This is a genomic window from Curtobacterium sp. SP.BCo, assembly GCF_051903265.1.
Taxonomy (GTDB): domain Bacteria; phylum Actinomycetota; class Actinomycetes; order Actinomycetales; family Microbacteriaceae; genus Curtobacterium.
This window is the reverse complement of the sequence record NZ_CP194337.1, coordinates 1,754,224-1,768,403: the sequence shown is the minus strand read 5'-3', so window position 1 is coordinate 1,768,403 and position 14,180 is coordinate 1,754,224. Positions and strand designations below refer to the sequence as shown.

Below are 14,180 nucleotides of genomic sequence, written 5' to 3'. Positions count from 1 at the left end.
TGCCCAGCCCGGGCGCCTCCCGTCCGCGCGTCGCGTGCGCCCGTCCCGCTTCGTGAGCAGAAATGGTCGCGTCGGTCGGGCGCACCCGACCGTTTCTGCTCACGAAGTGCGCGGGCGCGGGCACGCCGCGCGCCCAGCGGCGCGCAGGGGCGCACAGCGACGCCGCGGCGCGGCGCCGGCGCGCCGCGGCGCCGGCGCACCGCAGCGACGCGCACCGCGCGCAGCGCGCGCAGCGCTCAGGCGACGTCGATGACCGTCAGGCGGCGCGTCGGGCGGGTCATCGCGACGTAGACCGCCGCCGCCGCACGGGCCGCGTCCGCTCCCACGCCCTCGGGGTCGACGAGCAGCACCCCGTCGAACTCCAGGCCCTTCGCGTCCGCCCCGGTGAGCACCGTGACCGACCCGGGCCGCGGCGACCCGAGCGACCGGACGTCCGCCTCGGTCCGGGCGAGCCGCTGCCGGACGGCGTCGACCTCCGCTTCGGGCACGATGACGCCGATGGTCCCGCTGCCGATGTGGTCCCGCTCGGTGTCGACGACCGATGCCACGGTGTCGAGCAACTCGGCTCGGGAGGCCCGCAACCGCTCCACCGGGTCGCCGTCACGGACCGCCTCGTTCCGGGTCACCGTGAGCCCGGCCGCGTCGGCGAACTCGCCGGCGGCACGCACGATCGACCGCGGGGTGCGGTAGTTCACCGTGAGTTCCTCGACGCGGTGCGCCAGCGGCACCTGCGGCGCGCGGCCCCGGCGGCGACGGGCGAGCGCTCCGATGACGTCGTCCCACGTGCGCGCGGCCCCCGGCGAGGAGCCCTGCGCCATGTCGCCCACGATCGTGAACGAGCGGAGCGGGTTGCGGCGGGCGAGCACGCGCCACTGCATCGGCGAGAGCTCCTGGGCCTCGTCGACGACGATGTGCCCGTAGGTCCACTCGCGGTCCTCGGCGGCACGCTCGGCGGTGGTGCGGGCGTCCCCGCCCTCGGCGAACGAGCCGGCGACCTGTTCGGCGGTGACGATGCCCTCGACGCCCATGTTCTCGATCGCCTGTCGAGCGTTCTCGATGTCCCGGTTGCGACTCGCCTTGGCGGCGCGCTTGGCCGCGCCGCCGGTCGGGTCGAACGGTCCGAGGAGTTCTGCTGCCTCGTCGAGGAGCGGGACGTCCTCCACGGTGAACGCGGCACCCCGTGCGCGCAGCAGCAGGGCTCGGCGTTCAGCGGACCAGTGCGGGGTCAGCGACTCGAGCCAGTTCGGCCGCGCGTAGAGGTCCTCGAGGAACTTCTCCGGCGGCAGCGGCAGCCAGGCGGTGTTGAGCAGGACGCGGGCGTCGTACGACGAGCGGATGTCCTCGCGCAGCACCTTCTCGTCCGCCTCGTCGACGGTCGTCCCGCGCTCGCGGAGCTGGTCGGCGAGCAGCCGCGTCATCGCGTCGAGGGCGATCTTGTTGAAGGTGACCCGGGCGACGTTGTGGGGCTTGCCCCGGTCCTGCGCGCGCTTCATCGCGTCGGCGACGAGGGCCGGCGGGACGACGAGCCGCTCCCCCTCGACGTCGAGCGTGACCGACTCCGTGGGAACGACCTGGCGCGACCGGACGGCCCGGCGGAGCAGCTGCGCCATCTCGGCGGACCCCTTCACGGCGGCGACGTCCCGCTGGTCGTGCCTCGAGGCGTGCACCCCGGGGTAGAGCGACCCGAGTGAGGCCATCACGACGCCGGTCTCGCCGAGGGACGGCAGCACCTGCTCGATGTACGTCAGGAACGCCGGGGACGGCCCGACCATGAGCACGCCGGAACCCCGGAGACGCTCCCGGTAGGAGTAGAGCAGGTACGCGGCGCGGTGCAGCGCGACGGCGGTCTTCCCGGTGCCGGGACCGCCCTGCACGATGAGCACGCCCTCGAGCGGGGAGCGGATGATCCGGTCCTGCTCGGCCTGGATCGTCGCGACGATGTCCGTCATCCGACCGGTGCGCTCGGCCGTCACCGCGGCCAGCAGCGCACCCTCGCCCTGCAGGTGGGTGCGCTCGTCGTCGTAGAGCGTGGCGTCGAAGACCTCGTCCTCGATCCCGACGACGCTGCGGCCGTCGAGCGTCAGGTGCCGGCGGGCACGCATCCCCATCGGGTGCGCCGCGGTCGCCTGGTAGAACGCGCTGGCACCGGGCACGCGCCAGTCCAGCAGGAGCGGGCGGTGCTCCCGGTCGCGGAGACCGACGCGACCGATGTAGCGGAACGCGTCCTCGTCGCTGTCCGGACCGGAGACCTCGAGCCGGCCGAAGACCAGCCGGTCGCCGACGCGCTCCAGCGTCGCCATGGTGTCCTCGTAGAGCCGGGCGTACGCATCGCGCTCACTGCGGCTCTGGTGGTTCCCGCCGACCGCCTGACGGCGGGTCTCGGCGAGTCGCTGCTCGGCCTCGGCGGTCAGCTCGTCGAGACGGGCGAACAGCCCGTCCACGTAGCCACGCTCGCGGTCGATCTCGGTCGGTTCGGACACACACAACCCTTCGGGAAACAGGGGTGTCCAGTGTAGTCCCGCAGGACCGACACCGCTGACGGTCCGACGGTCTGACGGACTGGAGGCGCGGTGCCAGCCGGCACCGCGCCTCCAGTCCGTCAGACGCGAAGCGTCTACATCTCCTCGTGCGTGTCCGGGTCGCCGTCCCAGAGGCGACCGCGCTCGAGCGCGGAGATCGCCGCGACCTCGTCGTCGGTCAGCTCGAAGCCGAAGACGTCGAGGTTCTCGCGCTGTCGCTCCGCGTCGCCGGACTTCGGCACCGGGACGGCGCCGATCTGCACGTGCCAGCGGAGCACGACCCGACCCGGGGAGACCCCGTGCGCCGCGGCCGCGTCGACGATCGGCTGCTCGGTGAGGAGCTCCGACCGCTTCGCGAGCGGGCTCCAGCTCTCGGTGACGATGCCGAGCTCCTGGTGCACCTTCCGCAGGGCTGCCTGCGGGAAGTACGGGTGCAGCTCCACCTGGTTCACGGCGGGCGCGACCCCGGTGGCGTCGACGATGCGACGGAGGTGGTCCGGCGTGAAGTTCGAGACGCCGATCGACCGGACCTTGCCGCTGTCACGGAGGTCGACGAAGGCCTTCCAGGTGTCGACGAACTTGTCCACCGACGGGTTCGGCCAGTGGATCAGGTACAGGTCGACGTGGTCGAGGCCGAGGTTCCCGAGGGTCTCGTCGATCGAGCGGTGCGCCTCGTCGTAGCCGTGGTGCCGGCCGGGGAGCTTCGACGTGACGACGAGGTCCTCGCGCGCCACCTCGGACTCGCGGACGGCCCGGCCGACGGCGTCCTCGTTGCCGTAGTTCAGCGCGGTGTCGAGCAGCCGGTAGCCGCTCGAGATCGCGGTGCCGACCGCCGCCGTGCCCTCGTCGCCGTTCAGCCCGTAGGTGCCGAGACCGAGCTCGGGGAACCGGTGGCCGTCGTTCAGCTCGATCGTCGGGGCACCGACCTGCATCAGCGGACCCCGAGCAGGTCGATCACGAAGATGAGGGTCTTGCCGGACAGGAAGTGACCACCGCCGGCCGGGCCGTAGGCGAGCTCCGGCGGGACGACGAGCTTGCGGCGACCGCCGACCTTCATGCCGGGGATGCCCTCCTGCCAGCCGCGCACCAGGGCCGCGAGCGGGAAGTCGATCGGCTCGCCGCGGTTCCAGGAGCTGTCGAACTCCTCGCCCGTCTCGTACTCGACGCCGGCGTAGTGCACCTTGACGGTCGAGCCGGCAGACGCCACGTCGCCGGAGCCCTCGACGATGTCGGTGATGACGAGCTCGGTGGGGGCCGGGCCCTCGGGGGCGTCGAACTCGGGCTTGCTGTTCAGGTCAGTCATGCGAACCAGTCAACCAGAGACCCCGGACAGCCCCCAGAATGGTTCCACCGTGACACCATCGACTCCCGCACCGCCGCGCCGCCGTCTGCTCGCCGACCTCACCCCGCTCCGCCGCTCCCCCGCCTTCGCCCGACTCTGGGCCGGTACCGCCATCGCCGGCGTCGGCACGCAGATGACGACCGTCGCCGTCGGCCTCGAGGTCTACGAGATCACCCACTCGACCTTCGCCGTGGCACTCGTCGGGGTCATCGCCCTGCTGCCCATGATCGTCGCCGGACTGTACGGCGGGATGCTCGCGGACGCCTTCGACCGCCGGACCGTCGCGGTCGTGTCGTCGATCGTCGCCTGGGTCGCGGTCGCGCTGATCGCCACGCACGCCTGGCTCGGGCTGCACAGCGTCGTGCTGCTCTACGTGCTCGCCACCGTGAACGCGGTCGCCGCGACCGTCTCCAACGCCGCGCGGTCCGCGATCGTGCCGCGGCTGGTCGGCACGGACCTGCTGCCCGCGGCGAGCGCCCTCGGCGGGATCGCCGCCGGGTTCCAGGTCACCGTCGGTCCGGCCGTCGCCGGCGTGCTCATCGCCGCGGTCGGGTTCGCACCGACGTACACGATCGACGTCGTCCTCTTCACGTTCGCGTTCCTCGGGGTGTTCACCCTGCCCCGGATGCCCGCGGACCACGGTGCGCTCCGTCCCGGGCTCGGTTCCCTGATCGAGGGCGCGAAGTTCCTCCGCCGCTCGAAGAACATCACGATGACGTTCGTGCTCGACATCTGCGCGATGACGTTCGGCCAGCCGCGCGTGCTGTTCCCCGCGATCGGCGCGCTCGTGATCGGTGGCGGGTCCATCACCGTCGGCACCCTCACCGCCGCGTACGCGATCGGTGCGCTCCTGTCGAGCGTGTTCTCCGGCCCGCTCGGACACGTCCGACGCCAGGGCGAGGCCGTCGGCTGGGCCATCACCGCGTACGGCGGCGCGATCGCGGCGTTCGGCGTCGTCATCGCCCTCGCCGGGGTGCTCGGCGGCCGCTCCGGCGAGGCGTTCTCCGTCGGGATCCTGCCGGCGCTCGGGCTCGCAGCGCTGTTCCTCGCCGCGGCCGGCGGGGCGGACAACGTCAGCTCGGTGTTCCGCAACACGATCCTGCAGGCGGCGTCCCCGGACGGGATGCGCGGCCGGCTGCAGGGCATCTTCATCGTGGTCGTGACGGGAGGCCCGCGACTCGGCGACCTCTACGCCGGGCTGGTCGTCGCAGCCGGCATCGCGTACCCGCCGATCATCGGCGGCGTGCTCATCATCGGGCTCGTGGCGCTGCTGCTCCGCCTGGTGCCGTCGTTCCGTCGGTACGACGCGCTGCACCCGCACGCCAACTGACCCCCGCGATGCGGCAGCGGGTGCTGACGCACCCCACGGACGGACGGGAGGCGCGGGGCGGCGCCGCCCCGCGCCTCCCGTCCGTCAGGTGTCGGGTACCGTACAACGCATGCCGGACAGCGCCGCGCGCGACCTCCAGCGGACGGGAGTCCGTGCCGTCGTCCGGCGCACCTACCACTCGGTGATCCGGCACCGCGTCGTCGACGCCGCGGCGTCGCTGACGTTCTTCGCGCTCCTCACCGTCTTCCCGACCACCCTCACCGTGGTGTCCGCACTGTCGATCGTCGACCGGCAGGGCGACAGCCTGTCGGACATCATCGAGGTCCTCGGCTTCATCGTGCGACCCGAGACCGCGGAGCACCTCGAGGCACCCCTCCGGCAGCTGCTGACCCTCGACAACCCGTGGCTCGGGTTCGCCACCGGTGTCGTCCTGACGCTCTGGTCGCTGTCCGGGTACGCCACGGCGTTCGGCCGCGCGATGAACACCGCGTACGAGGTCGAGGAGGGCCGGCGGATCTGGAAGTTCCGCAGCATGATGCTCCTCGTCACGCTGCTCGTCATGGTCGGCGGCGCGATCGCCATCGTGATCCTGCTCGGCACGCCGACGATCTCGGCCGCGGTCATCCGACAGCTCGGCTGGGCACCGTGGATCGACGACCTGTGGAACGTCGTGAAGTGGCCGGTCCTCGCCGTCGACCTCGTCGTGATGGTCGCCGTGCTGTACTACGCGACGCCGAACGTGAAGACGCCGCAGCTGCGCTGGGTGTCCGCCGGCGCGGGGTTCGCGATCGTCACCTGGGCGCTGGCCACCCTCGGGTTCACGGTCTACGTCGAGACGATCGGCGGCGGGAACAAGGCGTACGGCTGGCTCGGCGGCGCGATCCTGCTGCTCGTGTACCTGTACATCTCGAACTTCGTGCTCGTCGTCGGCGGGGAGCTCGACTCCGAGGTGATCCGGATGCGGCAGCTGCTCGCCGGCATCGAGGCCGACGAGTCCATCCGGCTCCCCCTGCGCGACGTCACCCGGAACTTCACGCTGGCCCGGTGGCGCGACGCCGACATCGCGGCCGCGCACCACGTCCGCACCGCCGCGCTGCACCGCATCGAGGAGGGCGCCTCGCCGGAGCCCGAGGAACAGCGCGAGCACCTGCGGGCGATGTCCCAGCAGGTGCGCGCGGGTGAGGCCCCGCTGCCGGAGCACACCGAGAGCCGGTAGGCGCCGCACGGGCGGAGCCCGTCGCCGGTGGCGCTCGCCGCGTGGGCCGCCCCGTCGTCAGTCGCGCCGGGTCTCGCGTGCCGCTGCGTCGAGCATCTCCTCGGTCACGACCGGGATCGCACCGGTCGCCAGCTCGATGCCGGACAGGCGCGCCGGGCTCAGCACCCGCTGGACCTGGTCCTCCTCCATGAGCCCCGCGGCCGTGACGAGCGTGGCGATCGGCGTCGAGGTGGTCAGCGCGGTGTGCGCGATCGACGCCGCCGCGGCGTACCCGATGTACGGGGTGAGGGCCGTGACGACGCCGACGTTGGTGTCGACCTGCGCCGCGAGCTTCGCCAGGTTCGCCTCGATGCCGACGACGCAGTGCTCGCGGAGGGTCGCGCACCCGTTCGCCATCCACTGCAGCGACTGCATGATCGAGTGCGCGATGATCGGCTCGAACGCGTTGAGCTGGAGCTGTCCGCCCTCGGCCGCCATCGTCACCGTGGTGTCCGCCCCGGCGACGGCGAACGCGATCTGGTTCACGACCTCGGGGATCACCGGGTTCACCTTGCCGGGCATGATCGAGGACCCGGCCTGACGCGCCGGCAGGGTGATCTCCCCGAGACCGGCCTGCGGCCCCGATGCGAGCAGGCGCAGGTCGTTGCAGATCTTCGAGAGCTTCGCGGCGCTGCGCTTCACGGTGCCGGACAGGGTCATGAACGCGCCGGCGTCGCTCGTCGCCTCGATGAGGTCCGGTGCGGTGACGATGTCGAGGCCGCTCGCGACCTGGAGCTGGCGGCGGACCTCGTCGCGGTACTGCGGGTCCGCCGTGATGCCGGTGCCGATTGCCGTCGCACCGAGGTTGGTCTCGGCGAGCAGCGGCATCACCGTGCGGAGCAGGAGGACGTCCTCCTGGATGGTGTGCGCGAAGCCGGTGAACTCCTGCCCCAGGGTCATCGGCACGGCGTCCTGCAGCTGCGTGCGGCCGACCTTCAGGACGTCGGCGAACGCCCGCCCGCGTTCGGCGAACGCGTCGGACAGGAGCGAGAGCTGCTCGATGAGGCGCTGCACGCCGAAGATCATCGCGAGCTTGACGCTCGTCGGGTACGTGTCGTTCGTCGACTGGCTGCGGTTGACGTGGTCGATCGGGTGCAGGTACCCGTAGTCGCCCTTCTCGCGGCCGAGGAGCTCGAGGGCCCGGTTCGCCAGGACCTCGTTCGTGTTCATGTTCGTGCTCGTGCCGGCACCGCCCTGGACCACGTCGACCACGAACTGGTCCCGCAGGGCACCGTCGCGGACCTCCTGCGCGGCACGGTCGATCGCGTCGGCACGCTCGGCGTCGAGCACCCCGATCGCCTTGTTCGCCCGGGCGGCGGCCTGCTTCACGGTCGCGAGGGCCTCGATGAGGTCCGGGTACACCGCGATGGGCACCGAGGTGATCGGGAAGTTCTCCCGCGCGCGGAGGGTATTGATCCCCCAGTAGGCGTCCGCCGGGACCTCCAGGGAGCCCAGGGAGTCGGTCTCGGTGCGCGTGGGTCGTCCAGGTGCGTGTGCTGCTTCGTTGCCGGTCACGCCCACGAGGCTAGCCCGTCCGGCCGGTCCGGTGCGTGTCCCGGAGCACGCGGGCGCGTCGGACGCGGGTCGCGGCCGGCCGCGCCGCGCGTGGGAAGCCGTTCCGCGCGTGGGAAGCCGTTCCGCGCGTGGGAAGCCGTTCCGCGCGTGGGAAGCCGTTCCGCGCGGAGGAGGCCGGATCTTCCGGCCTCCTCCGCGCGATTCCGCTTTCCAGGACGCACGCGATGGGCTCGAACGCACGACGGGACGGACGGGAGGCGCGGCGCGGGCCCGCACCGCGCCTCCAGGCCGTCAGTGGAACTGCGGGACGATCAGGTAGATGCCGTACAGGACGGCGGCGCCGGACACGACGAAGCACGCGACGCTCAGCGTCCGGTACCAGCGCACCACCGCCGTGACGTTCGACGGGTGCGGGAAGCCGACCGTGGCCGGGCCGATCGTGCCGTCGTCCTTCACGGTGAACTTGCCGGCGCGGGTGTCGGCGGCGCTCCAGAACCGGAGGCCGATCGAGTACACCGTCACCACGAAGCACGCGCCCACCAGGGACACGATCGCGACGCTCAGGAACGCGAACCAGTCGATGCCCATCAGCGACGTCCTCCCTTGCGGCCGGCCATCCGGCGGAGCGTGCGCTCCCGGCTCAGCTCCGCACGACGAGCGGCGACGGTCTCCGCACGCTTCTTGCGCTGCAGGTCGCGGAGCTCCTTGCGGGTGAACACCGCGTTGGCGGCGACGTCGACCTCGATGGCGGCGGCCTGGCCGTGCGGCTTGCGCAGCGACCAGAGGTAGAGGCCGAGGATCACGGCGGCACCGACGACCGCGTCGATGACCAGCCCGGCCACCCCGAGGCGGGCGATGCCCGAGGCCACGGCACCCACCGCGGCCGAGGCCGGCAGCGTGATGAACCAGGCGATGACGATCTTGCCCGCGGTCGACCACTGGATCTTGGACCCGCGGCGGCCGAGGCCCGCGCCGATGATCGACCCGGAGGACACCTGCGTGGTGGACAGCGCGAAGCCGAGGTGGCTCGACGCCAGGATCGTGGCGGCGGTGGACGCCTCGGCCGCGAAGCCCTGCGTCGCACGGATCTCGGTGATGCCCGAGCCGAGCGTCCGGATGATGCGCCACCCACCGGTGTACGTGCCGAGGGCGATCGCGAGGGCACAGGCCACGACGACCCAGAACTGCACGCCCTGGTCGGAGGACTGCGCACCCGAGGCGATCAGCGTGAGCGTGATGACGCCCATCGTCTTCTGCGCGTCGTTCGTGCCGTGTGCGAGCGAGACCATCGAGCTCGTGAAGACCTGGCCGATGCGGAAGCCGCCGCGCTCGTTCGGGAACACCGGACGCTTCGTGATCCGGTAGGCGATGCGGGTCGACAGGAACGAGACCAGCGCCGCGATCACCGGCGACAGGAACGCCGGGATGATCACCACCGTCAGCAGCGCCGCGTAGTTGACCGCGTTGAACCCGGCACCGACGATCGCGGCGCCGATGAGCCCACCGAAGAGCGCGTGCGAGGACGACGACGGCAGGCCGCGCAGCCACGTGATCATGTTCCAGACCACCGCGCCGATGAGCCCGGCGAAGATCATCTCGGGCGAGATCGCCACGCCACCGGGCCCCTCGTTGATGAGGCCGTGCGAGATCGACGTCGCCACGGCGGTGCTGAGGAACGCACCGACGAGGTTGAGCACCGCGGCGACCGTGACGGCCACCTTGGGCTTCATGGCCCCGGTGGCGATCGGTGTCGCCATCGCGTTGGCGGTGTCGTGAAAACCGTTTGTGAAGTCGAAGAAGAGGGCCAACGCGATGACCAGGACGACTATGAGTGTGATGTCCACCGCGGGCCAGTGTTCCCCATCAGGCGTCCCAGGGCAAACCCTGTCGGCAACCTCCTGTTCACCGGACCTTCAGACTCGTTCAGCATTCGAACCATGCCGATGGGAGAATGTACGGATGGACACCGTCGAGCTCCTCATCCTGCTGGTCGGATCGCTCGCGGTGACCGGGTTCGCCCGGGCCAAGGGACTCCCCGCCCCGCTGCTCGTGACCGCGGTCGCGTTGGCTGCGTCGTTCCTGCCGGGGCTCCCCCCGATCGAGATCGACTCCGAGGTCATCCTCACGGTGATCCTGCCGCCGCTGCTGTACTCGGCGGCGCTCGACGTCTCGTGGCAGAGCTTCCGGCAGTCGATCAAGCAGATCCGCCGTCTCGGCATCTTCCTCGTGATCATCACGGCGTTGGCCGTCGGGCTCGCGGCGTACATCATCATCCCGGACATGGACTGGCCGGCGGCGATCCTCCTCGGCGCCATCGTCGCCCCGCCGGACGCCGTCTCCGCGGCGGCGATCGGCCGGAAGCTCGGGCTCCCCCGACGGGTCATGACGGTGCTCTCCGGCGAGAGCCTCATCAACGACGCGGCGTCGCTGACGCTCGTGCGGGTCTTCACCCTGATCGCCGCCGGCACCTCGCTCACGATCTGGCAGGACCTCGGGATCTTCGGCCTGGCGATCGGGGTCGGCCTGGCCGTCGGCATCGTGCTCGGTGTCGCGGTGCACTGGATCCGGATGCGGATCAACGACCCCGTGGTCGAGACGATCATGAGCATCCTGCTGCCGTTCGTGGCGTACATCCTCGCCGAGGACCTCTCCGGCTCGGGCGTCATCGCGGTGGTCACCGCCGGCCTGTACATCGGCTACAACTCGCCGAAGGAGGGCTACGCCACCCGACTGCAGGAGCGCCCGCTCTGGACGAGCATCGACGTCATCCTGGAGGGCTTCGTCTTCGCCCTCATCGGCCTGCAGCTCAACACCGTCGTGCAGGACCTGGTCGAGAGCGAGCGGAGTCTCGGGCAGACGCTGACCGCGGCGGCCGTCGTGCTGGCGGTCGTGATCCTCGTGCGACCCCTGTTCGTCTTCGAGTCGTACGTGCGGAACCGCTTTAACGGCCGCTGGTTCCGACCGCTGCGCGTGCGACTCTCCCGCGGGCACCCATCACTCCGGTGGATGCGCGGTTCCGCCGAGCCGAAGCTCAACTGGCGGGAGCTCACGGTCATCTCCTGGACGGGCATGCGCGGTGTGGTGACGCTCGCCGCGGCCGTGTCCGTCGTCGCGAACCCCGTCGACATCAAGGCGCAGGACACCATCTTCGTGATCGCGTTCATCGTGACCGTCGGCACGCTCCTGCTGCAAGGGCTGACGCTGCCGTTCGTGATCCGCTCGCTCAAGGTGCAGGACCCCGCCGAGGGCGAGGAGGACGTCCGGAGCGAGATGCGCCTCAACCAGCGCACGACCGAGGCGGCGATCGCCCTGCTCGACGCGCGACGCCCGCGGTGGGCGGAGCAGTTCGGCGCCGAGGCCGTCGACTCGGTCGTCCCGCGACTGAAGGCCCGGCTGCAGCGCCAGGCGGAGACCTTCCGACGAGACGCCCAGGAAGAGGAGGACGAGGAGCGGAACGCCCCGCTCCGGCTCAGCGGCGCGCAGATCCAGGACATCCGACGCGAGCTGCTCGACCGGCGGCGGGAGATCGTGCTCGAGGAACGCGAGAAGGGCAACCTCGACGAGGAGGTCATGCGCCGCGTGCTCGTGACGCTCGACGCCGAGGAGCTCGCGATGGACTCGGCCCAGGCGTCCCGCAGCCGCTCCTGAGCCCCAGGCGGCGGGCGACGACCCGTCGCCGGGAGGCCCCGCCGCGCGACGCCCCGTCGCCGCCGTGCCCCAGCGCACGAGCAGGACCCCGGGCGTATCCTGGCGCTCCGACCCAGAACAGGAGCGACACGCCGAGTGAGCACGCCGCGGAACGACGTCCCCAGGAACAACGACCTCCCGGATCGTGACGGTGGGTCCCGGCAGGGTGTCGCTCCGAAGCAGCGCGCCACACGCCCCTCGACGCGCGGCGGATCGAAGCCCCGCCGCGGCGCTCCCGTCGCGGGGACCCGGCCGAACCGTCCCGGCACCGGCGGCCGCGTCCGGCAGGCCCCCGTTCCCGAGCCGCAGCGCATCAGTCGCTACCGGCGCTGGTTCGGCACCCTGCACCCCTCGCTCCAGCTGATCGGCCTGCAGCTCTGGATGCCGTTGTTCTTCATCGTCGGCTTCTGCCTCTGCTACGTCTTCGCCTTCCACGCGCCGCACCCGCACGACGTCCCGGTCGCCCTGGTCGGCAGCGATCCGACGCTCGTCGCCGCGGTGCAGAAGGCGCTCCCCGGCGAGTACCTGTTCCACACCTACGACTCCCTCGCGCAGGCGAAGCGTGACGTCCTCGCCGGCACCATGGCGGTCGCCTACGACCCGTCGACGAACGAGGTGTTCAAGGCGACGGCGCACCAGTTCCAGGTCGCCTCGCTCGTCCCGGTCACGCTGAGCACGGTCCTGACCGGCATCGGGGTCGCGGCGCCGACGGTCACCGAGCTCGCCCCGCTGCCCGCGTACGACGAGTACGGCACCGTCGCGATGTACGTCATGCTCGCGTGGTGCATCGGCGGCTACATGGTCGCGATGTTCATCGGCATCATGGGCGGCCCGCTCCGGCACCGCACCCGGATGGCGGTCATCGTGGTGGGCGGTCTCGTCATCTCCCTCATCACGAACACGCTCGCCGGACCCGTCGTCGGTGCGATCCACGGGCACTGGATCGAGCTCGTCCTCATCGCCTGGGGGTGGATCGTCGCGATCGGCCTGGCGGTCAACGGCCTGAGCTACTTCGTCGGCCGGTTCATCGCCGCCCCGGCGATGATCTGCTTCGTCTTCCTGTCGATGCCGTCGTCCGGCGGCGCGTACCCGAAGTGGTTCATGCCGGAGCCGTTCGCCTGGCTGAACAACGTCGTCGTCGGCTCGAGCATGGTCGACATGATCAAGCACCAGATCTACGGCGTCGGGCCGTCGTACTCCCGCGGCCTCATCACGATGGCGTGCTACGCCGGCGCCGGTCTGGTGCTGATGTACTTCGGCAAGAAGTGGTGGGAGCGCCGTCGCATCCGGGCCATCGTCACCGGCCGCACGACGATGTTCCAGGACGCCCAGACCGCGAACCGCGAGTTCCTCGGGAAGCAGCGCGACGCCGAGCTCGAGCGGAACGGCCTCACCTCGACGGAGACCGGCACGCTGAGCGTGCTCCGCGACGAGGACTGGGAGGACGAGCGCGTGAACGGCGACGTCTTCATGGGCGGCCGCGACGGCCTCGAGACCGAGAGCACCCCGACCGGGCGCATCCCCGTGGTGCGTGGTGCGGACCGCACCGGTCCGGTGCAGCGGCCGGGAGGCGCGGCGACCGGCCCCCGGACCCGTCCCGTCCCACGGGTGGACGGCTCCAGGGCCCCGGCCCGGTCCGACGCCGGCGACACCCGTCCGCACGGCCGGCACGCGGACCGCTGAGGCCCGGGCCAGCGGTATCCTGGCTCCCATGAACCCCCGCATCGCCTGGCACCGCGTCCTCGTCACCGTCGTCGTCGTGTTCCTCGTGCTGACGGTCGGCTTCTACGTCGCGAGCGTCGCCCTCGCCCCGGCCGACGGTCGCAACGTGGCCGGACTGTTCGTCGGCTGGGCGATGTTCGCCATGGTCGGCGCGATCGTGTTCGGCATCATCGACTTCTTCGTCCGTCCGCTCGGTGGCCGCGCCGGTGACGCCGAGGTCATCGCCGCTGCCGAGGAAGCCCGCACCGGCAGCACCCGCACGCAGACCCGTTAGACGGGCGCTTCGACGCCGGTGCCGGTGTAGCCCGACACCGTCGCGTCGTCCTCGGCGAACGTGAAACGGGCACGCACCGATCCCCCGTCGAGCACCCCCGGCAGCCAGTACTTCGCGTCGTCCCACATGGCGCCGTACGGCACGGCGGCGACCGAGACCCAGCGGGGTTCGAGTTCGTCGCTCCCCGACGGGGTGCCCTGCCAGCGGCGGCAGACGAAGACGTCCGAGACCTGGGACCAGGACGGACGGTACGGGAAGCGGTAGTCCAAGGTGCCACGGGCCTCCAGGTCGGCCGCGTCGACCCGCAGGCCGACCTCCTCGGCGACCTCGCGCACCGCGGTCTCGACCGCGGTCTCACCGGGTTCCCGCTTGCCGCCCGGACCGACGACGCGACCGGCGCCGAGGCCGCGTCGCTTCTCGCCGAGCAGCACCTCCGGACCGGTCGCACCGTCCCTCAGGAGGTAGACGACCACCACGGCGGGGTGCTGGGACTTGCTCTCGTCGCGCGCGGTCACGCGTCAAGTCTGGTGCACGAT

At 71.5% G+C, this 14,180-nt stretch carries 12 protein-coding genes; 5 read left to right on the top strand and 7 right to left on the bottom strand.

Annotated features, from left to right (window positions below):
* Positions 1–236 precede the first annotated feature (236 nt).
* The 3 genes from ACRQ4B_RS08465 to ACRQ4B_RS08455 all read right to left on the bottom strand — a co-directional run bounded on the left by ACRQ4B_RS08465 (position 237) and on the right by ACRQ4B_RS08455 (position 3,822).
* Complete coding sequence (locus ACRQ4B_RS08465; RefSeq protein WP_439694252.1) at positions 237–2,480, bottom strand: HelD family protein; 2,244 nt, start codon at positions 2,478–2,480, stop codon at positions 237–239.
* Between the two features lie 134 nt (positions 2,481–2,614).
* Positions 2,615–3,451: an aldo/keto reductase gene (locus ACRQ4B_RS08460; protein WP_439694251.1), complete on the bottom strand. Its 837-nt coding sequence runs from the start codon at positions 3,449–3,451 to the stop codon at positions 2,615–2,617.
* The gene (locus ACRQ4B_RS08455; protein ID WP_092094011.1) at positions 3,451–3,822 is read right to left on the bottom strand and encodes an FKBP-type peptidyl-prolyl cis-trans isomerase; all 372 of its coding nucleotides are present in this window, start codon (positions 3,820–3,822) and stop codon (positions 3,451–3,453) included. The genes ACRQ4B_RS08460 and ACRQ4B_RS08455 overlap by 1 nt, the downstream gene beginning before the upstream one ends.
* A gap of 49 nt (positions 3,823–3,871) precedes the next feature.
* Between ACRQ4B_RS08455 and ACRQ4B_RS08450 the strand changes: the two genes are divergently transcribed.
* Both ACRQ4B_RS08450 and ACRQ4B_RS08445 read left to right on the top strand, forming a co-directional pair.
* Positions 3,872–5,191: an MFS transporter gene (locus ACRQ4B_RS08450; protein ID WP_439694250.1), complete on the top strand. Its 1,320-nt coding sequence runs from the start codon at positions 3,872–3,874 to the stop codon at positions 5,189–5,191.
* Positions 5,192–5,300: 109 nt separating this feature from the next.
* Positions 5,301–6,407 (top strand): YihY/virulence factor BrkB family protein, encoded by a 1,107-nt coding sequence (locus tag ACRQ4B_RS08445; protein ID WP_439694249.1) that lies wholly within the window; start codon positions 5,301–5,303, stop codon positions 6,405–6,407.
* A 57-nt stretch (positions 6,408–6,464) separates the two neighbouring features.
* Here the strand turns inward: ACRQ4B_RS08445 and ACRQ4B_RS08440 are convergent, their stop codons facing one another.
* From ACRQ4B_RS08440 to ACRQ4B_RS08430, 3 genes are all read right to left on the bottom strand, one after another.
* A complete protein-coding gene (locus ACRQ4B_RS08440) occupies positions 6,465–7,961 on the bottom strand; it encodes an aspartate ammonia-lyase (protein ID WP_439694248.1) in 1,497 nt (498 codons plus the stop codon).
* A 291-nt stretch (positions 7,962–8,252) separates the two neighbouring features.
* Positions 8,253–8,549, bottom strand: a complete 297-nt coding sequence (locus tag ACRQ4B_RS08435; protein ID WP_439694247.1) for a hypothetical protein — start codon at positions 8,547–8,549, stop codon at positions 8,253–8,255.
* Positions 8,549–9,805: an inorganic phosphate transporter gene (locus tag ACRQ4B_RS08430; protein ID WP_439694246.1), complete on the bottom strand. Its 1,257-nt coding sequence runs from the start codon at positions 9,803–9,805 to the stop codon at positions 8,549–8,551. Before ACRQ4B_RS08430 ends, ACRQ4B_RS08435 begins: the two co-directional genes overlap by 1 nt.
* A gap of 115 nt (positions 9,806–9,920) precedes the next feature.
* On the opposite strand from ACRQ4B_RS08430, the gene ACRQ4B_RS08425 reads away from it, so the two are divergent.
* The 3 genes from ACRQ4B_RS08425 (at position 9,921) to ACRQ4B_RS08415 (ending at position 13,644) form a co-directional block, all read left to right on the top strand.
* A complete protein-coding gene (locus tag ACRQ4B_RS08425) occupies positions 9,921–11,609 on the top strand; it encodes a cation:proton antiporter (protein WP_439694245.1) in 1,689 nt (562 codons plus the stop codon).
* A gap of 135 nt (positions 11,610–11,744) precedes the next feature.
* The gene (locus ACRQ4B_RS08420) at positions 11,745–13,331 is read left to right on the top strand and encodes an ABC transporter permease (protein ID WP_439694244.1); all 1,587 of its coding nucleotides are present in this window, start codon (positions 11,745–11,747) and stop codon (positions 13,329–13,331) included.
* 28 nt (positions 13,332–13,359) lie between these two features.
* A complete protein-coding gene (locus ACRQ4B_RS08415) occupies positions 13,360–13,644 on the top strand; it encodes a hypothetical protein (protein WP_439694243.1) in 285 nt (94 codons plus the stop codon).
* On the opposite strand, the gene ACRQ4B_RS08410 is transcribed toward ACRQ4B_RS08415, so the two are convergent.
* A complete protein-coding gene (locus ACRQ4B_RS08410; RefSeq protein ID WP_439694242.1) occupies positions 13,641–14,159 on the bottom strand; it encodes an 8-oxo-dGTP diphosphatase in 519 nt (172 codons plus the stop codon). The two genes, ACRQ4B_RS08415 and ACRQ4B_RS08410, sit on opposite strands and share 4 nt — an antisense overlap.
* Positions 14,160–14,180 lie beyond the last annotated feature (21 nt).